This window comes from Thioreductor micantisoli, from assembly GCF_055392745.1.
On the sequence record NZ_AP043760.1, the window covers coordinates 1529563 to 1554541 of the forward strand.

At 28.5% G+C, this 24979-nt stretch carries 23 protein-coding genes, 1 tRNA gene and 1 pseudogene; 12 read left to right on the plus strand and 13 right to left on the minus strand.

The features are described 5' to 3' along the window. Positions 1-13: 13 nt before the first annotated feature. From ACZ5OA_RS08185 to ACZ5OA_RS08235, 11 genes are all read right to left on the minus strand, one after another. Positions 14-496: a hypothetical protein gene (locus ACZ5OA_RS08185; protein WP_464907360.1), complete on the minus strand. Its 483-nt coding sequence runs from the start codon at positions 494-496 to the stop codon at positions 14-16. Beyond that, complete coding sequence (locus ACZ5OA_RS08190) at positions 493-1002, minus strand: hypothetical protein (protein WP_464907361.1); 510 nt, start codon at positions 1000-1002, stop codon at positions 493-495. Before ACZ5OA_RS08190 ends, ACZ5OA_RS08185 begins: the two co-directional genes overlap by 4 nt. Further along, complete coding sequence (gene mqnP, locus ACZ5OA_RS08195; protein WP_464907362.1) at positions 999-1847, minus strand: menaquinone biosynthesis prenyltransferase MqnP; 849 nt, start codon at positions 1845-1847, stop codon at positions 999-1001. Before mqnP ends, ACZ5OA_RS08190 begins: the two co-directional genes overlap by 4 nt. Continuing rightward, complete coding sequence (gene rdgB / locus ACZ5OA_RS08200) at positions 1844-2425, minus strand: RdgB/HAM1 family non-canonical purine NTP pyrophosphatase (protein ID WP_464907363.1); 582 nt, start codon at positions 2423-2425, stop codon at positions 1844-1846. The genes mqnP and rdgB overlap by 4 nt, the downstream gene beginning before the upstream one ends. A 49-nt stretch (positions 2426-2474) precedes the next feature. Then, a complete protein-coding gene (locus ACZ5OA_RS08205; RefSeq protein WP_464907364.1) occupies positions 2475-5813 on the minus strand; it encodes an efflux RND transporter permease subunit in 3339 nt (1112 codons plus the stop codon). A 9-nt stretch (positions 5814-5822) separates the two neighbouring features. Further along, the gene (locus ACZ5OA_RS08210) at positions 5823-6863 is read right to left on the minus strand and encodes an efflux RND transporter periplasmic adaptor subunit (RefSeq protein ID WP_464907365.1); all 1041 of its coding nucleotides are present in this window, start codon (positions 6861-6863) and stop codon (positions 5823-5825) included. After that, complete coding sequence (locus ACZ5OA_RS08215; protein WP_464907366.1) at positions 6860-8212, minus strand: TolC family protein; 1353 nt, start codon at positions 8210-8212, stop codon at positions 6860-6862. Before ACZ5OA_RS08215 ends, ACZ5OA_RS08210 begins: the two co-directional genes overlap by 4 nt. A gap of 73 nt (positions 8213-8285) precedes the next feature. After that, a complete protein-coding gene (locus ACZ5OA_RS08220) occupies positions 8286-10208 on the minus strand; it encodes a transglycosylase domain-containing protein (RefSeq protein WP_464907367.1) in 1923 nt (640 codons plus the stop codon). A gap of 8 nt (positions 10209-10216) precedes the next feature. After that, positions 10217-10498 (minus strand): hypothetical protein, encoded by a 282-nt coding sequence (locus ACZ5OA_RS08225; RefSeq protein ID WP_464907368.1) that lies wholly within the window; start codon positions 10496-10498, stop codon positions 10217-10219. Beyond that, entirely contained in the window at positions 10498-12096 is a 1599-nt protein-coding gene (locus ACZ5OA_RS08230) for a response regulator (protein WP_464907369.1), read from the minus strand. The genes ACZ5OA_RS08225 and ACZ5OA_RS08230 overlap by 1 nt, the downstream gene beginning before the upstream one ends. Then, entirely contained in the window at positions 12078-13136 is a 1059-nt protein-coding gene (locus ACZ5OA_RS08235; RefSeq protein WP_464907370.1) for an aminotransferase class I/II-fold pyridoxal phosphate-dependent enzyme, read from the minus strand. The genes ACZ5OA_RS08230 and ACZ5OA_RS08235 overlap by 19 nt, the downstream gene beginning before the upstream one ends. A gap of 85 nt (positions 13137-13221) precedes the next feature. Here ACZ5OA_RS08235 and alaS point away from each other — a divergent pair. The 3 genes and pseudogenes from alaS to pssA all read left to right on the plus strand — a co-directional run. Beyond that, positions 13222-15756 (plus strand): annotated as a pseudogene (alaS, locus tag ACZ5OA_RS08240) (alanine--tRNA ligase); the annotation flags it as partial. Continuing rightward, positions 15748-16302: a septum formation inhibitor Maf gene (maf, locus tag ACZ5OA_RS08245; protein WP_464908342.1), complete on the plus strand. Its 555-nt coding sequence runs from the start codon at positions 15748-15750 to the stop codon at positions 16300-16302. The pseudogene alaS and the gene maf, both read left to right, overlap by 9 nt. Positions 16303-16334: 32 nt before the next feature. Continuing rightward, the gene (gene pssA, locus ACZ5OA_RS08250; RefSeq protein ID WP_464907371.1) at positions 16335-17039 is read left to right on the plus strand and encodes a CDP-diacylglycerol--serine O-phosphatidyltransferase; all 705 of its coding nucleotides are present in this window, start codon (positions 16335-16337) and stop codon (positions 17037-17039) included. Between the two features lie 21 nt (positions 17040-17060). Here the strand turns inward: pssA and ACZ5OA_RS08255 are convergent, their stop codons facing one another. Further along, complete coding sequence (locus ACZ5OA_RS08255; RefSeq protein WP_464907372.1) at positions 17061-18305, minus strand: MFS transporter; 1245 nt, start codon at positions 18303-18305, stop codon at positions 17061-17063. 92 nt (positions 18306-18397) lie between these two features. On the opposite strand from ACZ5OA_RS08255, the gene ACZ5OA_RS08260 reads away from it, so the two are divergent. Beyond that, positions 18398-18473 (plus strand) — tRNA-Lys (locus ACZ5OA_RS08260). A gap of 3 nt (positions 18474-18476) precedes the next feature. On the opposite strand, the gene ACZ5OA_RS08265 is transcribed toward ACZ5OA_RS08260, so the two are convergent. Then, entirely contained in the window at positions 18477-19250 is a 774-nt protein-coding gene (locus ACZ5OA_RS08265) for a histidinol-phosphatase (RefSeq protein WP_464907373.1), read from the minus strand. Between the two features lie 103 nt (positions 19251-19353). Between ACZ5OA_RS08265 and ACZ5OA_RS08270 the strand changes: the two genes are divergently transcribed. The 8 genes from ACZ5OA_RS08270 to ACZ5OA_RS08305 are packed head-to-tail and all read left to right on the plus strand — an operon-like array spanning position 19354 to position 24977. Continuing rightward, complete coding sequence (locus ACZ5OA_RS08270; RefSeq protein ID WP_464907374.1) at positions 19354-20070, plus strand: hypothetical protein; 717 nt, start codon at positions 19354-19356, stop codon at positions 20068-20070. Further along, positions 20063-21328: a peptidase U32 family protein gene (locus tag ACZ5OA_RS08275; RefSeq protein WP_464907375.1), complete on the plus strand. Its 1266-nt coding sequence runs from the start codon at positions 20063-20065 to the stop codon at positions 21326-21328. Before ACZ5OA_RS08270 ends, ACZ5OA_RS08275 begins: the two co-directional genes overlap by 8 nt. After that, complete coding sequence (purE, locus tag ACZ5OA_RS08280; RefSeq protein WP_464907376.1) at positions 21325-21819, plus strand: 5-(carboxyamino)imidazole ribonucleotide mutase; 495 nt, start codon at positions 21325-21327, stop codon at positions 21817-21819. Before ACZ5OA_RS08275 ends, purE begins: the two co-directional genes overlap by 4 nt. After that, the gene (locus tag ACZ5OA_RS08285) at positions 21819-22286 is read left to right on the plus strand and encodes a DUF3972 domain-containing protein (protein ID WP_464907377.1); all 468 of its coding nucleotides are present in this window, start codon (positions 21819-21821) and stop codon (positions 22284-22286) included. The genes purE and ACZ5OA_RS08285 overlap by 1 nt, the downstream gene beginning before the upstream one ends. Further along, the gene (locus tag ACZ5OA_RS08290) at positions 22279-22539 is read left to right on the plus strand and encodes a glutaredoxin family protein (RefSeq protein WP_464907378.1); all 261 of its coding nucleotides are present in this window, start codon (positions 22279-22281) and stop codon (positions 22537-22539) included. The genes ACZ5OA_RS08285 and ACZ5OA_RS08290 overlap by 8 nt, the downstream gene beginning before the upstream one ends. Beyond that, positions 22536-23411 (plus strand): damage-control phosphatase ARMT1 family protein, encoded by an 876-nt coding sequence (locus ACZ5OA_RS08295; RefSeq protein WP_464907379.1) that lies wholly within the window; start codon positions 22536-22538, stop codon positions 23409-23411. Before ACZ5OA_RS08290 ends, ACZ5OA_RS08295 begins: the two co-directional genes overlap by 4 nt. Before the next feature lie 2 nt (positions 23412-23413). After that, positions 23414-24268 (plus strand): glycine--tRNA ligase subunit alpha, encoded by an 855-nt coding sequence (gene glyQ, locus ACZ5OA_RS08300; protein WP_464907380.1) that lies wholly within the window; start codon positions 23414-23416, stop codon positions 24266-24268. Next, positions 24255-24977, plus strand: a complete 723-nt coding sequence (locus ACZ5OA_RS08305) for a Nif3-like dinuclear metal center hexameric protein (RefSeq protein WP_464907381.1) — start codon at positions 24255-24257, stop codon at positions 24975-24977. Before glyQ ends, ACZ5OA_RS08305 begins: the two co-directional genes overlap by 14 nt. Positions 24978-24979: the final 2 nt, after the last annotated feature.

Below are 24979 nucleotides of genomic sequence, written 5' to 3' on the forward strand. Positions count from 1 at the left end.
TTTAAGCTTTATTTTAGAACTTCAAATAAAGTTGAACTTCACCTGCTGGCATATTAACTTCTTTTGCTATCTCTTCTACAGAATACCCTATTTCAAAAAGTTCTTTAATTTTACTTTTATCATCTTTTTTATTAGATATTGTTTCAAAATTTGGCAATGCATTTAATTTTATATTACTTTCTATTTTTTCTATTTTTTCATACAAACTTTTAATTTCATCTTCTGATTTATATTGAGATTCTTTTATTGTTTTGATTAAATTTTCTAAAATATCACTCATCTGGTTAGATATAATTTTTTCTACATCTAACTCTAAATTTTGAGATATCTTTTTTTGTTGTTTTTCAAGTTGATAAATTTCTTCATTCATCTCTTCTAATGCCATACCAATTCGTTGAAATTTTCTATCAAAATTTTTACTACTTGCAAAAATATAAAAAAACAAAAACATTATAGCAAATGCAAATCCTATAAAAATTGCTATAGTTATACTCATTTTATTCCCCTTTTTTCTCTAATTAATGCTCTTTCTCTGGCTGCTATAAAAGAATTATAATCTTTTATATCTCTATCATGCATTAAAATAATTTCAGCAATCTCTTCATCTATGGCAATGAAATAAATAGGAACTTCCCTCTCTGGGAAAAAAGCAACATTTAATCTTCCATAATATTTTTCATTTGGTGTCAAAATAGGATTTTGAAATTTAATATATTCATATCCAATATCACTAATTTTTTCATTATATTTAAGAGCAATTAATTCTTTTGTTTCATTTTTGATTAATTGTGTAAGTTCATCTACTTTTCTATGAAGTGCAATTACAAGTTCAAGTAATACTTTATCACTCTCACCTGTCTCACCTCTTGCCTTAGCTAATTTTATATATTGACCAATTGGATCATCTATTTCAGCCCCTAATTTATCATATTCTTCTTTGAAAATTTCTTTATCTTCTTCAAATTCAATATTAAGTGGAGCTGAAACAAATCTTATTTTCATTTAAAAACCTTATCTAAAACTATACAAACAAAAAATATAATTCCTAAATATCCATTCAAATCAAAAAATGCTTTTGGAATATTTTCTAAATTATTTCTTACCATCATTTGTTCTTTATATAAAAATCCTACACTAATTATAAGTGCAATATAAGCAAAAAAACCTAAATGTGAATAAACAATAAATAAAAACCAAAAAATAATTGTCAAAATATGAAAAAGTGCAGAAAGCTCTAAACTAGGTTTAAGCCCATATTTAGCAGGTATTGAGAATAACCCCTCTTTTTTATCAAACTCCATATCTTGCAAAGAGTATAAAATATCAAATCCAGCCACCCAAAATATAACTCCAAATGCCAAAAAAACACTCCAATCTGGCACACTATTTGTTACAGCCATTGCTCCACCTATTGGTGCAAGTGCAAGTGAAATTCCTAAAATAATATGAGCATATTCACTAAATCTTTTGAAATAACTATACCCACCTAACACTGCCAAAATAAAAGGTGAAGAGTAAAAAACAAGTGAATTAATAAAATAAGCTACAAAAATAAAACCTATCACATTTCCTATAATAAAAAGTTTCATTTCATTTTCATTTACTTCGCCATTTACACTTGGTCTATCTTTTGTTCTTTCATTTTTGATGTCAATATCTCTATCTAAATATCTATTTACACCCATTGCAAAATTTCTAGCAAATATTGCTTCTAAAACTACCAAAAAAAACAGTTTCCATCCAAACCAACCATCAGCCCCAACAATCATTGCTACGAAAATAAAAGGCATTGAAAATATCGTATGCTCAAACTTTACAAGTTTTGCCATTTTTAATAAGTAATTCATTTTATTACATCCAAAATATATTTTGCTAAATTAAGAGCTCTTGTTCTATGAGAAATTGATTTTTTAACTTCTTCATCAAGTTCTCCGAGTGTCTTATCATAACCCTTAGGAATAAACATAGGATCATATCCAAAACCTCTATTTCCTCTTGCTTCATCTATCACTTCACCATACATAAATCCATGAGTTGTGTAAATTCCATAAGGAGACGCAATAGCTATTGCTGATGTATAAAAAGCAGGAGTTTTTGAAATATTTCTTTTTTTAAGTTCATTAATTAATTTATTTAAATTATCTTTGTCACTTGCATCACTGCCAGCAAATCTTGCACTATAAATACCAGGAATATTTCCTAGAATTGGAACACTTATGCCACTATCATCGGCGATAATTATAAACTCAGGAAGTTTTTCATAAATAGCCTTAGCTTTTATAATAGCATTTTCTTTGAAACTTTTACCATTTTCTTCTATTTCAAACGGAGTAATTAAATCACTAAAAGCGATAACATCGTTACCAAAATATTTTTTAATTTCTTTAATCTTACCTCTATTTGATGAGGCCAAAACTATTTGCATATTAAAAACCTTTTTTGATAATTATATCAAAAAAAGAAAAAAAGCGAACTTATTCCGCTTTTAATCCATAATCTACTAAAGTTTCTGGAAGTTTTTTATTCATATCTCTTAAATATCTCCAATATAAAAGTGGAATAACAAAAAGACTTAAAACTGTAGAAACCATCACACCAAAAATAAGTGAAACAGCTAATCCTTGCCAAACTGGATCAAGTAAAATAACACTTGATGCCAAAATAATAGCAAGTGCCGTTAGAATAATAGGCCTAAATCTTGTAGCTGCTGCTTCAACTACTGCATCTTCCAGATTTCTTCCTGCTTTTACTAAGTCATTTGTAAAGTCAATAAGTAATAGTGAATTTCTAACAACAATTCCGGCTAGTGCAATAAATCCAATCATACTTGTGGCAGTAAAATAAGCTGGCGTTCCAGTAAGAGGAACAGTAAACCAACTTGTTATCATATGCCCAGGCAAAACTCCAATAAAAGTTAAAGGCACAGCGGCTAATACAATTCTTGGAATTCTGAAATTTTTATAATATGCAACCATTAGTAAGAAGATTAAAATAACTGCCCCACCAAATGCAGTTCCTAAATCTCTAAATGTATCAAATGTAATTTTCCATTCACCATCCCATACTAGATCATATTTTTGTCCAGTTTTTGTATTGAGTGCTACTAAATTTAATCGTGGATTTCCATTATAAGTGATTTTATAACCTGCTAAGCCTTTATCTTTTAATTGATTAAATATATCAAGAAGTGCATAAATACTTCCTCTTTTATCCATTTCACCAGTTACCATTGTAATGTCTCGAAGGTCTTTACTCGTAATAAGTCCTCCATAAGGCACTGCTTTTACTTTCACAACTTCTCCAAGTGGCACCATTCTATGAGTTGTCATAGACATAATTTTGATATTTTGAATATCTTCAATTCCATTTCTTGAAGCTTTATCAAATCTAACAAAGATTCCAACTTGTTCTTTTTCGTTTGGAATATGAGCTACACTAACAACGGCACCTTTTATTCCAAGTCCTAAAATATCAGCAATTTGTTTAGTTGTAATTCCTAAAAGTCCAGCTTTTACTTTATCTGGTACTAATTCATATTTTACAATAGGGTCATCAGCCATTACATCAATATCAACTACACCTTTTGTTTTTTTATAAATATCTTCTATTTTTTTAGCTAAAACCATTCTTCCAGCATTATCTCCTCCACTTACTTCCATAAGAAGTGTAGCCATTACAGGAGGTCCTGGAGGGTCTTCTACAAGTTTAATGTTTGCATCATAAGGTTTAGCGATTTTTTGTAAGATTGGTCTAAGTCTTGAAACCATATTAATTGATGATTCTTTTCTTTCATGTAAATCTTTTAAATTAACTCTAATTTCAGCTAAATTTTCACCTTTTTTAAGATTACTTCCTTTTAAAAGTCCATTAAAATCAATAACTCCACCCATTCCTACAAAACTTTCAAAATCAGTGATTCCTTTTTGTTTTGCAAGCTCTTTTTCTAATTTAGATACCACTTCTTTCGTAGTATTAATATTTGAACCTGTTGGTAAATCAATTGTTATATTAAATGTGTTTTTATTAGCTCCTGGAAGCATTTTAAATAACACTAGTTTACTAGGCAAAGTTAAAATCGATAAAATAGTTAAAATTACAAGTGATGAGATAAATAGTAATCTTTTAGATTTATACTCAATCATCGGTCTTAATAATTTATTAAATATAGCATAAGTTTTTGTTTTTTTAATATCAAATGGCTCACTTTTGTGATGATCTGGTAAAAATTTTACTGCTGCCCATGGCACAAACATATAGGCTATTACAAGTGAAGAAATCATTGCAACTGGCACATTAAATGGAATTGGCCTCATATAAGGTCCCATCATTCCACCAACAAAAAACATTGGAATAAATGCTAAAATAATAGCTAAAGTTGCTACATTAGTTGGATTTCCTATCTCATTTGTAGCAAATACTGCTGCGTGTTCTTTACTTTTATCCCCCATTGAAAAGTGTCTATGAATATTTTCAATAACAACAATAGCACTATCAACCAAAAGCCCAAGTGAAAGAATAAGCGCAAACAGTGTAATTCTATTAATTGTTTGCCCTGCAAGCATTCCTACAAAAAGAGTCGTAGCAAGAATTAAAGGCACTGTAAAAGCAATAATTAAAGATTCCCTAAATCCTAAAGTTATAATTAATAATATTGTGATAATACCAATTGAAATAATTAAATGAGATACAAGTTCATTAACTGCTTCATTTGCTTTATGTCCATCATTTCTTGTAATTATTGCTTTAACTCCTGCTGGAAGTTGTTTTTTTAGTTCATTCATTTTTTTAATTGTAGCTTCTGAAACAAATACAGCATTTGTTCCTCTTTTTTTAGATACAAATACAGTTACTTGATTTAACTGCTCACCTTTATTTATACCTTTATCTTCAAAAGATTGTCCAGCCATAAAATAAGTATAATGTTTATCATGATAATTTGCAGTATCGCTAACTTTTGCTATATCTTTTAAATAAACAGCTCTACCATTATAATTTGCAACTAATAAATTTCTAATATCATCTAAATTTTTAATAAATCCATTATATTCTACTGGAATAGAAAATTTACCTTTTTCAAAATTACCAAGAGGATAATCCACATTTCCTTTTTTAAGTGCATCTGCAACTTGACCTAATGAAATATGATAAGCTGCTATCTTAGATGCATCTAAAGTAACATCAAATTCTCTTTTGTGTCCACCTTTGATTCCAACTACACTTACATTCTTAACACTAGCAAGTGGAGTTAAAAGTCTTTGTGCCATTCTATAAAGCTGGGCATCATTATATTTTTTACTTGCTAATGCAAAAGTTAAAACTGGAACTTCATCAATATCATTTGGTTTAATTATAGGTTTCCATACACCTTTTGGTAAATAATCCATATTTTGAAAAAGTCTATCATAAAGTTTTTCCATTGAAAGTTCTTTATTTTGACCAATCTTAAATACAACTGTTACAACCCCTACACTATTCATAGACATACCATAAATATGGTCAACCCCAACAATAGCCTTTGTTTTTCTACTAAGTGGATCAACTATAATATTTTTAACCTCTTTACTACTAGCCCCTGGATAAACTACAATTATATTTGCACTGGGAACATCAATTTGAGGATTTTCTTCTCTTGGTGTCATCATAAGAGCAATTGCCCCAAATAAAAATAGAACAAAAGCAATTACAGGTGTTAAAGGATTTTTAAGAAAATCTCTTGCTAATCTTCCTGCTATATTTAACTTTAATTCTTCTTCTATTTTTTGAATTTCTTGCTTTTCTTGATGCAACTCTTTTTTTAAATTTTTTTCTTCCATTATCTATCCTTAGTCTAATGGTGTATTATCTGTCATATTTACAGGTGGTAAGATCACAACTTCTTCACCTACTTTTACATTACTAACAGCTACACTATTTCCATCTTGAGATAAAATTGTAACAGCTCTAAATTCAGCTTTACTGCCATTATTTACAAATACTCCTACAATTCCTCCTCTACTTGTTAATGCATCATAAGGAACTACAGTTTCTTTTTTATCCCCGATTTTTACTCCGATTTTGGCATACATTCCTGGTAAAATATCACTATTTTTATCACTAAATTTAAATTTAACTAAATAAGAGTGAGTTGCCGCATCACCTGAGAGAATTACACTTGATACTTTTGCCAAAACTTTTTTATTTAAAGCACTAATAAATATATCAGTATTTTGACCTTTTTTTATAAGCCTAACATCCTCTGCTTTTACAAAAGCTCTAGCTTGAACAGACTTTAAATTAGCTAAAATAAGTACCGGATGACCTGGAATAGACATATCTCCAACATTTGCAAACTTTCTCACTACTACACCATTAATTGGAGCATAAACTTTTGAATATTTTTTTTGAGCAAGAGCTTGATCAAGTCCTGCTTTTGCTTGAGATAGCATTGCTTTTGCCATCCCCACTTGTGATTTTCTTATTTTCATATTCAAAGTCATTTTGTCATAGTCTCTTTTTGAAACTGAACCTTGTTTATAAAGATTACTAAATCTATCATAATCTTTTTTAGCATCCGCGTAAGCTAGTTCCGCCATCAAAACTGCATTTTGTGCTTGCAATACTCCTGCTCTTGCTTGATTTATCATGGAATAAATATCACTTGGGTCAACTTCAAATAAAAATTCACCTTTTTTAACTACATCACCCTCTTCTACATTTATTTGTTTAATATATCCCATAAGTCTAGTTGCCACCATAACTTGTTTTTTGGCATAAGTGTCACCACTATATGTTTTTGTTATATTAATTGTTTTCATTTGTGCAGGTGCTAAGTTATAAGCAAAAGCACTAAGTACCATTAACGATATTGATAATATTTTTTTCATTTGCTTTCTCCTTTAATTCTTTTTCCAATTGCTAATTCAAGTTTGGCTGCTGCTAAAGCTTGATCATATTTTGCTTTTATAAGCTGGGCATCTGATTTTTGTTTTTGGGATTGTTTCATAAGTAATCTTGAAATATTAATTATCCCATTTTTATACATTGATTTATATTGATGTAAAACATTTTCGGCTAAATCTCTATTTTTAACCTTTGTTTTTATTAAAGCCGTTTTTGCTTGTAAATTAAGTAATTTTTGCTCTACTTCCATTTTTATACCATTTTGCATATGTTTATAATATAATGCAGTTTGAGCTGCTTGAATCTTTGATTTTTGAAGTTCTTCTTTATCCCCTGGATTTATAAAATTATATGTAAGTCTTGCAGAAAGTAAATAATAATCTTTATTTCTATTAAGCTCTGGGTTTTTACTGTTTTGTCCATATTCTAGATGAGTGCCTATTGTTGGATAATAGATATTTTTATCCATTTTAACTTTGTTTTGCATAGTATCCACATTTGATTTCATATATTTTATATCGTTTCTATTTTTTAGGGCTACTTCTTGCAAAGTTTTTAAATCAGATTCAGGAGAAACTATTACTTTGAAACCTTTTACATCATCTATACCACTATTTCCTGTTAAAAATCTTAAATAAGCCAAGGCTAATTTATATCTATTTTGTGCTTCAATTAACTTCGCATCTATTTCACTATCTCTCTCTTCGGCATTTAAAACATCACTTTTTACGATGATGCCTTGTTTATACATATTATTTGTCATCTTTACAAATGAAGTGGTAGTTTTTTTGGCACTTTTCAAAGCTTCAATAAAATATTTAGCCGCAACTGCACCATTATAAGCTTTTAAAACCTCAACAGCTAATTTATTTTTATCTCTTTGATATTTAAATTGTTGAGCTTTTACTTGAAGTTTTGCTATTTTTTTTGCATATTTTATTTTAAAACCAGTAAAAATTGGTAAATCATAAGCAATTTTTGTAGAATAATTATCTCTAAGATGTGGATAATTCAAATTCTCAGGTACTACTTTTAGAGCAGCTGGACCTGTAAATTGATTTGCACCAAAATCCATAAATGTAGCTTCTCTTTGAGATAATTTATCACCAAAAACATATAAAGCATTATTTGTTCTACTAAATGTTTCCTCAAAATAAAGTCTTCCAAAATCAAACATTTTAGCTTTACTAAAATCTTGTTTAGACATTTCAATATTTAATTTTTTAGCTTTTAAACCATTATTATTTGTATATACATCATTCAAGGCTTCTTCAAAAGAAACACTCGAAGCAAGCATAAAAACTGGAATTAATCCTATCATTATTCTTTTCATAAAAAATCTCCTTAAATATCATAATTTAAAATTATATCATAATTTTTTTATAAAAAGAGTGATTTTATCTTATTTAAAAAACAGGAACATATATTTTTTCTTTTGGAGGAGGAGAAAGTTTTGTAAAAGGCATTTTCTTATTTTTATAATTGAAATATTTAATACCCTTTGGAACAAAAAAATATCTTTTAATTTCTGGATGAATTTGTAATAATTGTTCATAAAAATACTTAAATACAGGTGCACTTACTCTCCCACCACTCATTCTTTTACCCATAGTTTTATAATCATCATTTCCATACCAAACAATAGTTGTAGTATCGGGAGTAAATCCACACCACCAACCATCTCTAAATTTATTAGTTGTCCCAGTTTTACCAGCTACTTCTATTGCCTTAAGTCTTGCATTTCTACCGGTTCCTTTTTTTACAACATCCCTTAAAACATCTACCATTAGATATGCTTGATCCTCGTCCATTAAATCATCTTTTTTAGTTAAAAACTCAGTATTTAAACCTTTTTTTTCATTGCTTATTTCCAAAATAAGTCTAGGCTTAACTTTAACACCATAATTTGAAAAAAGTGTATATTCTTCAGCCACTTTAAGTAAAGTGACACCTGCACTTCCCAAAACAACTGACATATCTTTGGAAGGAATATCATCAAATCCAAAAAAATACAAACCTTTTATAATTCTATCAAGTCCTATCATTGAGGCTAAATTAATTGTAGCTAAATTTCTTGAATGCACAAGTGCCTGTCTTAATGTAATATATCCTAATGTATTTTTTTCATAATTATGTGGATGCCAATATGTATCATTATTATCTTGACTTGACATCTTATAAGTTCTTGAAACATCTGGAACCATGCTTTGTGGATTATACCCCATATTAAAAGCAATTTGATATACAAAAGGTTTCATGGCACTACCCATACTTCTTTTGGATTGAATAATTCTATTGAAATTACTTTTTTTATAATCAATTCCTCCTACAGCCGAAAGAACATCTCCTGAGTGAGAATTGATTGTAATCATAGCTCCATTTAAAGTAGGATCATTTTCATCATATTTTTTTCTAATTCTATCATATCCCCATATTATGGATTCTTGTGCAATTTTTTGAATATCTAAAGCTATACTAAGTTTAACTTTATATCCACCTGTTTTTATATCAGAATATCTTTTTTTTAACTCTTTTAAAGCCATATCTACTACATAAGGTGCTTTGTTTCTTGTTAAAGTTGTATTATAGACTTTTGGCGTCTGAAAAACTGCTTTTTTATATTCATCATTTGTTATCCAACCAAGGGTTAGCATTCTTTGCAAAATTGTATTTGCACGGATTATATTTTTATTATAATGATTAGTAGGGGCATAATAACTAGGTGCCTTAGGCAAAGCAATAAGCATTGCTATTTCTTTTAAAGATAACTCTTTTAATTCTTTATGAAAATAACCTTCACTTGCTGTTTTAATACCATAATATCCATGTCCTAAATAAATTTGATTTAAATAAATTTCTAATATTCTGTTTTTTGAAAGAGTTTTATCTATTTTTATAGCAATAAAAAGTTCTTTTATTTTTCTTTTTATACTTTTTTTCCTATTTAAATACATAACTTTAACAAGTTGTTGAGTTAAAGTAGAAGCTCCTTCTACTTTTTTACCTGCTTTTATATCTTTTATCAAAGCTCTAAAAATTGCCTCTAAATTAAATCCATGATTTGTAAAAAATGTAGTATCTTCCGTAGCTACAAGAGTTTCTATTACTCTTGGAGGAATATCTTTAAATTTAACATAAAGACGATTTTCTTTATCAAAAATATTAGCAACTAATTTACCATTTCTATCATAAAATTGTGTAGTTAAAGGAGGATTATAATAAACTAATTTATCTATATCAAATCTCGTAGATTGATACAGATATAAGATTAAAACAATTACAACAATTATTGGTAATATCAAAAATGATAATAAAAATTTTTTAAGCATCAATTAGATTAGAGCTTTCTTACATTTAACTTACTAACTAAATTTAAATCATCTAAAACTTCATATAAAATATCACTTTTTACTTCTAATTTTATATTTATACCTTCTTCCACTTTTTTAAGCAAATTACCAATTACAGCAGAAGGCATAGCAAAACTATCTTTTATTCTAAGAGTTACTGTACTTCCTTCTTGAAACTCTTCCAAAATTCCGTTTAATTTGTTTGCATCATTCATAGTTTTAATAACACCTTCTATCTCTAAAACATTACCTTTTTTTATAATATCCATTATTTGTCCTTTTTTAAATATAATTTTACTTTATTGCCTTTTACATTATAATAAATACCATCACTTAGAGATTTCAACATTTTAAGACCTCTTCCATGATATCTATTAAACCACTCTTTTTTAAATATATCATTAACTTCAAATCCATCTCCTTCGTCTTCCACTATAAGAATAACAAATTTATTTGAAACTAAAATTTGGAGTTGGACATATTTATTTTCATTATTATACTCAATTTTTATACTATTTTTAACTATTTGATGTTTATTTCTACCCATTTTCAATACAGAATGTTCTAAACTATTTAATAAAAGCTCATTTAAAGCAAATACTATTTTTTCTATAATTTGAATTGATACTCTGTTTTGAGGTAATTCAAACTCTATATTATTAACTATATTTTCTATATTTTCTTGATTTATTAAAATTTTTTCATCATAAATAGTTTCATATTTATCTTTATCTTTTGCTAAATAAAAAATAGTCATATCATCATCAGCTTCATCTACATTTTTACTAAAATCACTAATTATTTCAGACAAAAAAAAAGAGGTTTTAAATTTATCTTTAAATCTAATTAAATATGGATATCCATTATTCATAACGGATTCAGTTAATCCATCACTTGCCATTAAAATAGCATCAAATTTACTAGCTTCATCTATAAAAAATTGTTTCTCAGTCAATAAAAGAGCAGTATTATTTGCTTTTATTTTTATAGTTTCTTCGTCTCTTTTTAGATAAATTGGTGGAAGACCAAAATTGGCATATCTTATATTTTCATTTTCAATATCTATTTCAACCATTGCAAAGCTCAATGCTTCATTTTCAAGTAAAATAGATTTAACATATTCAAATGTATCTTTTACAGTTCTATTAAAATTATAATCATTGAATGCAATTGATTTAGAAAGAGAATAATTCATAAAAGCTATTGTAAGCACAGAAGTAAGAGATGCACTAACACCTTTCCCCATTCCATCTACAACAGCTACAAAAAACTTAGTATCACTAATTCTGAGTGTTGCATAACTATCTCCACTTACAATATCATACGGCTTAAAATAAGAATCAGCTATCCAATCACCATAAAAATGATTACTAGCATAATCTTCAATAATTTTATACTGTTTTCTAAGTGTCATTTCCTCTTGTTTATCTTTATATTTTAATGTTTTTTCTAAAGAAATCTGATAATTTTTTACTTTATAATAATATAATCTTAAATTAATTAAAATATTCATTCTAGCAGTAAATTCAGCAAAATCTATAGTTTTAGGCATAAATTCAGTTACACCCTCTTCTATTGCTTCTAATTTAACATTTATATCATCACTATCAGTCATCATAATTGTTAAAATATCTTTATTTATTTCTTTGATTTTTTCTAAAACTTCTATTCCATTTAAATGAGGCATTATATAATCAATAAATATAATATCAATACCATCATTTTTTTCCAAATATTCTAAAAATTCAACTGGATTTTGAAAAGCAATAATATTATTTAAATTTAATCTTTTTAATAGTAATTTTAAATAATTAATTGAAGATTTAGAATCATCAACAATTGCTATTTTTAATTTTTCTCTATCCATTCAATAACCTCTTTTAATTTTTCTATATCTTGACTAATTCGTGCTGTTATTCTGAAAAGTGATTTTTTCACAGTTGGAGGACGAATTGCACCTACTAAAAATCCTTCTTTTTGTAACTCTTCAGATTTTAAAATTATATCATTTTCATATTCTTTTACATAAATAAGAGAATCACTTTTTATCAATTTTTTTCTTTTATCAATCTCTTTTTTTAATTCATCTAAATTATTATGTATATATTTTAAAGCAAAATATGCATACATCGTATCAAAATTGCTTAATGCGGTTGAATATATAATTCCTTTTGCCCTATTTTCTAAAAATGAAATAATTTCCTTACTCGCTAAAATATAAGCACCATAACTTCCAAGCGCTTTACCAAGTGTCCCTATTTTTATAGTGTTTACCGTGGGAATTTTATATAAATCAACTACTCCCATTAATTTATCTCCCACTACCCCTACAGAATGGGCTTCATCGATGATTGTAATAACTTTCTTTTTGGCAGCCAAATATTGTAAAATCTCCTCTTTTACCAAATCCCCTCTCATAGAATAAATACCTTCTACGGCTACAAAGACTCTGTTAAAATGTATAGAATCAGCAAGTTTATAGACTAAATCTTCTAAATCATTATGTTTAAAATATCTAACTTCTGCTTGAGTAAGCTTCGTCCCCACAATTCCACTTGCATGATACTCTTCATCTAAAATTACCAAATCCCCTTTTCGTGCCAAACTTTCGAAAAGGCTCATATTTGCCAAAAATCCACTTCCTACAACAATTCCTGCTTTATATTCATTTATTTCACAAAGATATTCTTCAAGCTTTTTGTGATATTTTGTATATCCATTTACTAATTGACTAGCTTTTGCTCCATATTCTTCGCCTTTTAAAGCATTATAAGTTTTATCCAAAATTTCTGCATTTCCTGCAAGTCCCAAATAATCATTACTTGCAAAATCTATTACATTATTATAAATTTTTCTTTTTCTAAATCTATTCTTTTTTTTTAAAATTTCTATCTCTTTTTTATACATTAAATAAATTCCTTTTCTTTTTTTACAAAAATAGGGTAAAATTTTAAAAAAATTATATCAAGTTTTTTAGTATAGGAGTTAGTATATGAATATTAGAGAAGAATTTTTAAACTTTTTTGAAAAAAAAGGTCATAAAATATACCCATCAAGCCCATTAGTTCCGGATGATGCAAGTCTGCTTTTTACAAATGCAGGAATGGTTCAATTTAAGCCAATTTTTACAGGTGAAATCCCTGCACCAATTCCTCCAAGAAGAACTTCAAGTCAATTATGCTTGCGAGCTGGTGGAAAACACAATGATTTAGAGAATGTAGGTTACACAGCAAGACATCATACACTTTTTGAAATGTTAGGAAATTTTAGCTTTGGTGATTATTTCAAAAAAGAAGTAATTGCATATGCGTGGGAATTTATAACAGAGGTAGTTAAACTTCCAAAAGAAAAACTTTGGATTACTATTCACGATAGTGATGATGAAGCAGGTGAAATCTGGAAAAAATATGTCCCAGCTGATAGAATTGTGAAAATGGGTGATAAAGACAACTTCTGGCAAATGGGAGATACAGGTCCTTGTGGCCCTTGTAGTGAAATTCATTATGACCAAGGAGCAGAACATTTTAACTCTGAAGAAGATTATTTAGGTGGTGAAGGTGATAGATTTTTAGAAGTTTGGAATTTAGTTTTTATGCAATATAATAGAGACAAAAAAGGTAATCTTACCCCACTTCCAAAGCCTTCAATCGATACAGGAATGGGACTTGAGCGAATAGTAGCTATAAAAGAAGGTGTTTTTAGCAATTATGATTCTTCTATTTTTAAACCCCTTTTAGAAAAAATTACAGAAATTACAGGGAAAAAATATTATACAGATGAAAAAGGTGCATCTCATAGAGTAATTGCTGACCACATCAGAGCTACTACATTTTTACTTGCACAAGGTGTAAATTTCGATAGAGAAGGTAGAGGATATGTTCTAAGAAGAATTTTAAGAAGAGCAGTTAGACACGGATATCTTCTTGGAATGAGAAAACCTTTTATGTATAAAATTGTAGATACATTAGTAGAAGAAATGGGAAAACAATATCCCTATTTAATAGAAAAACAAAACATCGTAAAAGAAAATATGAAACTTGAAGAAGAAAAATTCTTTGCTACTATCGATAAAGGTATGGCGATTTTTGAAGAAGAGCTAAAAAATACAAAAGGTAACCGTTTTAGCGGAGAAGTTGCTTTTAAACTTTATGATACTTACGGTTTCCCTCTTGACTTAACACAAGATATGCTAAGAAGTGTAAATAAAAATGTAGAAATCGATATGTTTGAAAAGCTTATGCATGAACAAAAAACAAGAGCAAAAGCTGCGTGGAAAGGTAGTGGAGATGAAGTAAGTGCAAATGTAAAACCTTTGATTGAGGAATTTGGAGAAAACAAATTTGTTGGTTATACAACTACAAAACATAATTCAAAAATATTAGCACTTTTAGATGAAAATTTTAATATAGTTGATGAATTAAATGGTAATGGTTGGGTAATGTGTGAAGAAACTCCATTTTATGCCGAAAGTGGTGGACAAATTGGAGACACTGGAACTATTAATGGTTATGAAGTTAGTGATACTAAAAAATTCAATGGAATTAATTTAAGCTTCGTAAAAAATGCAAAATTAAAAGTAAATGAGGAAGCTATATGCGCAGTTGATAACTTAAGACACGAAATAGCGAAACACCATTCTGCAACTCATTTACTTCAATCTGCTTGTAGAATAGTCTTAGGTGAACACATCTCACAAGCAGGAAGTTTAGTAGAAGCTGATAAACTTAGATTTGATATAACACATCCAAAAGCAGTTACAAATGAAGAGCTTGAAAAAATAGAACTGATTGTAAATGAAATGATAGCTAATGCAATCTCTGGAATGACAGAAGAACTTCCTATCGAAGAAGCTCAAAAAAAAGGTGCAATGGCTCTTTTTGGTGAAAAATATGGAGATATTGTTAGAGTTGTAAGTTTTGGTGATGCAAGTGTTGAATTTTGTGGTGGGACACATGTAGATAATACAGCTGAGATTGGAAGCTTTTATATTACAAAAGAATCAGGTGTAAGTGCAGGGGTTAGAAGAATTGAAGCAGTTGTAGGTATGAGTGCTTACAAATATGCTAAAAATAATATAAACAAAATAAAATCACTAAAAACTGAACTTAAAGCACAAGATATTTCAAAAGCTATTGAAAAACTAAAAAATGAAATAAAATCATCAAAAGAAGAGATTAAAAAATTAAAATCAACTTCTGTAAAAGAGTTGAATAAAACTGAAAAAGATGGCGTTGTTTATATAATAGATAGAGTTGATAATGCTGATTTAAAAGAATTAGTTGATAAAGAAAAAAACAAACATGACAAAGTTTTCATTTTCTTAATTGGAGAAGAAAACGATAAAGTAAAAATGGCTTGTGGGGCAAAAAATGTAGAATTAAAAGCCGGAAATTTCATAAAAGAAATAGCACCAATCGTGCAAGGTGGTGGAGGTGGAAGACCTGACTTCGCTCAAGCAGGTGGAAAAGATAGTTCAAAAATCGATGAAGCACTAAACCAAGCAAAAGAGAAACTACTTTTGATTCTTCTTTGCTCTTCTTCAAAATCAAGAGCCAAATTACTACAAGTTGCAAATATCCCTTTTATTCAAAAAAGTTGTGAATTTGATGAAGAACAGATTCAAACTACTAATCCTCTTGAATTTGTTAGCCTTGCAACAAAAGGTAAATTTACTGAATGTTTAAAATGTTTGGGTGATGAAATTCCTTTACTTTCAGCCGATACAATTATAACTGACGGCAAACAACTTCTTAGAAAAGCAAAAAACGAAAATGACGCCAAAAGATTACTTTCAATTCAAAGTGGAAAAAAGATTGATATTGTAACTTATCAAATAATTGGATATCAAGGTAAAATTTATGATAATTTAGCCACAACTACTTACTATTTTGATAAATTTAATGAAAAAGATACAGAAAATTATATAAAAAGTGGAGAATGGGTAGGAAGCGCAGGTGCATGCAAGGTTGAAAGTTTTTGTAAAAAATATATTAAAAAACAAATTGGTTATACGAGTACGGCAATGGGACTTACAACTGAGTGGGTAGAAAAAATTTTGAATAAAATTTATTAAATAGTGTATAATTAAATTAAAAAAGGTAAAAAATGAAAAATATAAAATTGATTTACATACTTCCAAATCTGTTTACAGCACTTAGCGTGTTTTTTGGAATAATGAGTGTGATAGCTTCGAGTCAAGGAAAATTTGAAAAAGCATTTGTTTATATCATCTTATCATTTATAGCTGATGGACTTGATGGGAGGGTTGCTAGAATGACAAATACCTCATCTAAGTTTGGTATGGAATTTGATAGTTTAGCTGATATTGTAGCTTTTGGAGTGGCACCTGCTATGATGTTATTTTTTAGTATAGGTTATAATTATGGGAAATTTGGCGCATTAGCAGCAGGACTTTTTGTAGTGTTTGGAGCTATTAGACTTGCTAGATTTAATGTAACAACTTCTCAAAATGACCCAACAGTATTTATAGGAGTTCCTATACCAACAGCGGCTGCTGTTTTAGCAAGTGTTCTGATGCTAAATTTAGAGCTTAACCACAAATTAGATTTAACTATTTTAATTGCTTCATTTATTTTAGGTATTTTAATGGTAAGTAATGTTAGATTTCCTTCGTTTAAAAAAGTAGATTTACATCAAAATGCCAAACTAAAAGTCTTAATTTTTATTATTATTTTAGCATCATTTTTATATTTATATCCTATTTGGACATTGGCTATAAGTTTAAGTGGATATATTATTTATGGATTAATTAGAGCTTTATGGAGTTATAGAAAAGTATATAAGAAATAACTGAAAAATCAGTTATTTCATTTATTTTATATATTTCACAATTAACACTTTTTCTTTTATAAAAACATCGTGTACATTTTCATCATTTTTAAACTTATTAATCATTTCATCATCAAAATTATCAAATGTTTTAATATCAAAACCTTTAAAATCTTTCATTGTAAAAAGTGAAATTATCCAAATAACACCAATAGCTAAAATAAGATAAAACAAAGCATTATATCCATAATATTGTTTAACTACACCTGCAACCAAACCACCTAAAAATATTCCTGAATATTGAATAGAATTTCCAATACTCATAGCAGTTGCTTTTTCGTGAATTCTTGCTATTTTACCCGTAAAACTTTGTAAAACTGGTTCTAACATATTAAATCCAATAAAAAATAGAACAACTCCAATAATATAACTACTTTCATTACTTAAAAGAAATGCAATTACACTTGAAGTCATAAAAATTGCACTTAAAATAAATACCAATTTAGCTTTACCTTTTTTTTCAGCCATAATTGCACTAAAAGGCATAGCAAAAATACCAAAAACAAGTGCAGGAATATAAACTTTCCATAAATCCATTTTTTCCCAACCAAGTTTATTTATAAAAATCAAAGGTGTTACCATAAAAATAATAGTCATCATTCCTTTTTGCATAAATCCAGAAAAATAAACTTTTATAAGTTCTCTATTTTTAAAAACTTCACTTATTTTTGCACTATCTTCGAAATGTTGAATCTCAGGCGCTGCTGGAACTTTAAGATACAATAAAACAATTGCTAAAACTGCTAAAACTGCAGTAATATCAAATAAAAATGGTACTCCATATTTTGCACCCCAAATCGGACCCACTACCATGGCAATTGCGAAACTAAGTCCAATAAATTGACCCATTCTAGCAAACATTTTTCCTCTTGTCTCTTCTGTTGATAAATCATTTAAATATGCTAAAACTACTCCACCAATTGCTCCAGCACCTTGAAGAAGCCTACCAAAAATTAGCATCCAAATATTATCACTTACAGCACATACAATACTTCCAAGTGCTAAAATAAGTAATCCAAAAGCAATAATATGTTTTCTTCCATATTTATCACTAAGTTTTCCAAAAAATACTTGTAAAAACATTTGTGAAAGCGCATATGCACCCAACGCTATACCAATTGTTGTATCACTTGAACCTTGTAAATGCATTGCATAAACTGAAAGCAAAGGCAAAACTATAAATAATCCTAAAAATCTGGTTGCCATAATTAAACTTAAATATGTCATTCTTTATATCCTTTTATTTTTTTGGAATTATACTCTTTTTATAGAGCTTTATTAATTTTTGAATTTTTTTGATATAATTTCATTTCTAATAAGACCCGTTAGCTCAACTGGTAGAGCATCGGACTCTTAATCCGAGGGTTGTGGGTTCGATCCCCACACGGGTCACCATTTTTATAATTTTTTGTATTTTTTTTCTCTATTTTCAAAATAAACAACTCTTTTAAAACCAATAAGTTTTGCTAACTCATAACTCTCTTTTAGCTTAAAACCAACCTGTGCTTTTGAATGCGCATCACTTCCAAATGTAATATCAATATTTGCTTTTTTTATCATTTCTAGTAATTCAACACTTGGATAAGCTTCATTTACTTTTTTTCTAATACCTGCTGTGTTTATTTCAACTACCATTTTTTTATCAGCAATTGCTTCAATTGCTCTTTTAGCTATTACTTTAACATCCTCTTTGGGTCTATATCCAAATATTTTAATCAAATCTAAATGCCCTACTATATCAAACATTTTAGACTGAGCCAGTTTCTCAATTAATTCAAAATATTCTTTATAAACATCATCAACATCTCGCTTAGTCCATTCGCTTAAAAATTCTGGATTATCAAATCCCCAGTTATCTAGGAAATGAACACTTCCTATAAGATAATCAACATTTCTTTCTATTACTCTTTTATCTACTTCTGGAGTAAAATCAACTTCATAACCTTTCAAAATTTTAATTTTATTTTGGTATTTTTCTTTTACTTTATCAATCCAATTTTCATACATATCCATATCATCGAAACTCATTCTATACTTTTCATCATAATTCATAGGAGCGTGGTCACTAAATCCATAAATTTTAATCCCTTTTTTAATAGCTTTCTCTATATATTCATCTATTAAATCATTAGCATGGTTACATAAAATTGTATGATTATGCAAATCAATCATTTTAAGTCCTTTTAATATTTTAAGTAAATATAATTACTTTCTCAATATTATAACTTTTTTTTGGTATAATTTAGACAAAAATAGTTTTTATAGGAGCTTTGTTATGACACAAGAAGAACTAGATGCCCTAATGGATGGTGGAATAGATGATTTAGATGAAGAAATTGAAGAAAATAACCCTGCCAAAGAAAATGATGAAACTGAAACTAAAGAAACAGTATCTACTGAATCTGAAAATTCAGAAAAAATAGATCCAGCTAATAATAGTGGAATATATCCACCTCCTGCTACAGAGGAACATCAAGTTGTTTCCCAATTAGATGAAGTAACAAAAGATAGTGAAGAAAAAGCAAGTGAAATTTTGGATATTATGGATGAGATTTCAAATGCAATGCTGGAAAATGAAGAAGATTCAAATACAGTGCTAAAAACTTTAGAAGAACAAAAAGCTTTGTTTGAAAAATTATCAAATAAATTTCCAAATATAGAAGTATTTAAAGAACAACTTGCAAAAAGTGAAGAAGCAATTACACTTATAAATAAAAATCTAGAAAATGCCCAAGGTGCAGGCGATAATATAATGATGGCTATGGATATTATGCAGTTCCAAGATATTCACAGACAAAAAATAGAAAGAGTAATTAATATTATGAGAGAACTTCTTCAATATATGAATAGAATATTTGAAGGTAAAATCGATGATAGTAAAAGAGTAGCATCAGCAAAACATCTTCATGGAGATAATACAGAAGATTTAGTTGATGGCGAAGATGACTTAGATGCTTTAATTTCCCAATTTGCAGGTGGTAAAAGTGAATAAAGTAGAACTACTTTCCCCTGCTGGTGATATGGAAAAATTGAAAATAGCTATCGCTTATGGAGCTAACGCTGTTTATGCAGGAGTTAGCCATTTTTCTTTGAGATGTCACAGTGCAAAAGAGTTTAATTATGAAACATTCGAAGAGGCTGTAAAATATGCACACTCTAAAAATGTAAAAGTTTATGCCACCGTAAATGGATTTCCATTTAATAATCAAATAAAACTTATTAAAAATCACATACAAAAATTAAAAGAAATTGGTGTAGATGCTATGATTATTTCTACTCTTGGAGTTATAAAATTAGCAAAAGAGATAGCACCAGAAATTGACATTCATCTATCTACGCAAGCAAATGCTTTAAATATCTTAGATGCCAAGGCGTATTATGATTATGGAGTTAAAAGAATAATTTCCGCAAGAGAAGCTAGCCTAAAAGACTTAAAACAGATAAAAGAAGCTATTCCAAAGCTTGAAATAGAAACTTTTGTGCATGGTGCTATGTGTTTTGCTTATAGTGGAAGATGTCTAATATCTGCTCTTCAATTTGGAAGAAATGCAAACAAAGGGAGTTGTGCAAATGATTGCAGATATCCGTATGTAATGTATGCCGAAAATCCAGAAACAGGGAAACTTCTAAAGCTTGAAGAGTATGAAGATGGAACTTACATAATGAATTCTAAGGATTTAAACCTTATAAATCATGTAGATGAGATTTTAGCAAGCGAGGCAGTTGATTCTATCAAAATCGAAGGACGAACAAAAGCCCCTTATTATGTAGGCGTTGTAACAAAAGCTTATAGAAATGCTATAGATGACTATTTCAAAAACAAATTTGATGCGAAAAAATATGAACGAGAGATTTTAACTACAAAAAACAGAGGTTTTACAGATGCTTATTTGGTCAAAAGACCGTTTGAAAAAAATGATACTCAAAATTTGGAAACATCTTTAACAAATGGAAGCTACCAAGTAAGTGGAATTGTAAATGAAGATAAAAAATCGTTTATGTGTAAGTATAAAACTTTTCCAAATGATGAAGCAGAAATAGTTTTACCTTATGGCGCTAAAATTAAAGAGTGTGAAAATGAAATAGGTAAAATTTATAAAGATAATAAAAAATGGAAACTAAAACTTTATAAAATAATAACGAATAAAGATAAAGAGTTAGAATCTGTTCATAGTGGAAATTTAAATCCAATTAAATTACCTTGTGAATTACCATATCTAACATTTTTAAGAAAAAAGGAAATAAAATGAAATTTATATCAATTATTTTAGGAAGTAAAAGCGATTATGAAGTAATGAAAGAGTGTGCTAAAACATTAGAATGTTTTACAGTACCTTATGAGCTTATAATATCATCAGCTCATAGAAGTCCAAAAAGAACTAAAGATTATATTAAAACAGCAGAAGAAAAAGGTGCAAGAGTATTTATCGCAGCTGCTGGAATGGCTGCTCATCTAGCAGGTGCAATAGCATCAACTACTACTAAACCTGTTATTGGAGTACCTATGAAAGGTGGTGCAATGGATGGAATGGATGCTATGCTTTCAACCGTTCAAATGCCTTCTGGTATGCCAGTTGCTACTGTAGCACTTGGAAAAGCTGGTGCAATTAATGCAGCATATTTAGCTATGCAAATATTAGCACTTGATAATGAAGAACTTGCAACAAAACTTCAAGAAGACAGAATTGCAAAAGCAAAAAAAGTAGAAACTGATTCAGCAGAAATAGAGGTTATTTTGTAATGCAAACATGGCTTAGTATTGATGAATTTGCTAAATTAATAGGAAAATCCCCTAATGAAATAAAAACTCTTTGTAGAAATAAAAAATTAAATTATAAAAAAGAAAATAATACAATCTATATAGAAGCACAGGCGGGAACAAAAAGTTTAATTCCAATGACTACTGAGCTTGAAATAATAGAAGATAATAAAGGGACTGTATTAGAAAAAACAATTTCAACTATTCTAACACTTCACGAAAAAGTGTTAGAAGCAAAAGACGAAACTATTACCACTATGAAAGGTGAAAATGATTTTCTAAAAAGCACAGTAATTTCAGTGCAAGAAATATATGACGAAGATAGAAAAACTATTGAAACCCTTCAAAAACAACTTAAAATAGCTCAAGAAGAGCTTGAATTTTGTAGAAGAAAATATAAACTGATGTGGGGTAAAGTAATCAAAGGAAAAGGAAAGGAAGATGAGTGAAAAGAAACAACCAAAAAGACAAAAAAGAGTTGCTCTTTTTACAGGTCCAGGTTGTATTTGGTGTGTAAAAGCCAAACAATTCTTCAAAAAACATAAAATTAAATTCAATGAAATTGACATAACAAAAAATAAACAAGCAGCAAGTGACTGCAAAAAACATACAAATGGCGGAATACCTGTAATTTTAATAGAAAACAAATGGATTAGTGGATTTAATGAACCTTTAATCAAAAGAGAGCTAGGTATCAAATGAATATAAAACCCGACTGTCTTGCGTGCCTTTTCAATCAAGCACTTAAAACTACAAAATTATTAAATTTAGATGATAAAACCTCAGCTAAAATTATGTTTGAAGTAGCAAAAATTTTACCTAATTACTCACTTGACAACACTGCACCACAAATCGCAAAAGATACTTATAAACTAATAGAAACAATTACAAATAATCCTGATCCACTTTTAAAAGCAAAAGAAAATGCTATAAAAGAAGCTAAAAAGTTTAAGCCTTTTTTATATGAAGAGATAAACAAAAGTAATGACAAACTTTTAACTGCTCTAAAAATTGCAGTAGCTGGAAATGTAATTGATTTTGGTGCAAAAAAACAGTTTAATTTAGAAGATATATTAAATGAAATTTTTAACACCCCTTTTAAAATAGATAACTATTTAGAACTAAAAGAAAAACTAAAAACTGCTCAAAAAGTGGTAATTATCGGGGATAATTGTGGTGAAAATATTTTTGATGTTATTTTAGCTGATATTTTAAAATCACTTTATAACATTGAAATATTCTATTTTGTTAGAGGAAAACCTATTATAAATGATGTAACTTTAAAAGAAGCAAATGAGAGTGATATGCCAAAATTTGCAACTATTATTGATACAAGTGTTCCAACTCCTGGATATGATTTAAAATATGCAAATGAAGAATCAAAAAAAATATTCAACGTGGCAGATGTTGTTATTGCAAAAGGAATGGGAAATTTTGAATCTTTGTATCAAATTACAAGTAGAGAAGTTTTTTATCTTTTTATCGTTAAATGTAATGTAATTGCAAATGCAATTAATGCAAATGAGAAAGATATTGTTTTACTTTATGATAAAATTTCAATAAAAAAAGGATAAATATGTTATATTTTGGTGATTTACTACTTAAACTACAAGAATTTTGGAAAAAGAAAGGATGTAATATTGTAATGCCTTATGATATTCCAGCAGGTGCTGGGACATTTCATCCAGAAACATTACTTAAGGCTATTTCAAGCAAACCTTGGAGTGTAGCGTATGTTGCTCCGTCAAGAAGACCAACTGATGGTAGATATGGAGAAAATCCAAACAGACTTGGTGCTTATTATCAATTTCAAGTTTTAATCAAACCAAGTCCAGATAATATTCAAGATATGTATTTAGAAAGTTTAGAATATTTAGGACTTGATACAAAAAGCCATGATATTAGATTTGTAGAAGATAACTGGGAATCTCCAACACTTGGTGCGTGGGGACTTGGTTGGGAAGTTTGGCTTGATGGAATGGAAGTTAGTCAATTTACATATTTTCAACAAGTTGGAGGGCTTAAATGCGACCCTGTTGCTGTGGAAATCACATACGGAACTGAAAGACTTGCTATGTATTTACAAGGAGTGGAAAATGTTTATGACCTTAAATGGAGTGAACATACAACTTATGGAGAGATGTTTAAGACAAGAGAATATCAATACTCAAAATATAATTTTGAAGTAGCAGATGTAAATATGCTTTTTAAATGGTTTGATGATGCAAGCTTAGAAGCAAAAAGAGCTTTAGAGCAAAAACTTGTTTATCCTGCATATGATTATGTAATGCTTGCAAGTCATGTTTTTAACACACTTGATGCAAGAAAAGCAATTTCAGTTACTGAGAGGCAAAATTACATCTTAAAAATTAGAGAACTTTCTAAAGCGTGTGTCCAAACTTACAAAGAATTAGAAAATGAAAATAAGTGATATTTTTGAATATTTAGATAAATTATCGCCTTTTGAACTTCAAGAAAATTGGGATAATTCTGGTTTATTAGTGGGAGATAAAAATCAAGAAATAAATAAAATTTATCTTTCACTTGATTTAGATTTAGAATTAATTGATGATATAGAAGAAAATTCTTTAATTATTACTCATCATCCACTAATTTTCAAACCATTAAAAAGTTTAGTTCCTATTAGCTATTCACAAAAAATAGCTATTAAACTTATTCAAAAAAACATATCTTTAATTTCAATGCATACAAACTTTGACAAAACTCATCTAAATAAATATGTAATGAAAGAAGTTTTAGGTTTTGAATACGCGGAAGCTGGTGAATTTATGCTAAAAGCAGATATAAATATGCCTTTTGAAAAGCTAGTAAATTATATAAAAGAGAAACTAAATGTTGATAGTTTAAATGTAGTAAAATGTCACGACACAATAAAATCTTTGACATTAACAACAGGTAGTGGAATGAGTTTACTTGATAATGTTTCAACTGATTTATTTTTAACAGGTGATATTAAATATCACGAAGCAATGGAAGCAAAAGCGAGAGGAATTTCACTTATGGATATAACTCACTATGAAAGTGAAAAATATTTTGCCAAAGCTTTATTTAAAGAATTGAAAGATTTTGAAAAATTCGTTATAATACGAAATTCAAAAAACCCATTTAAAAGGCTATAAAA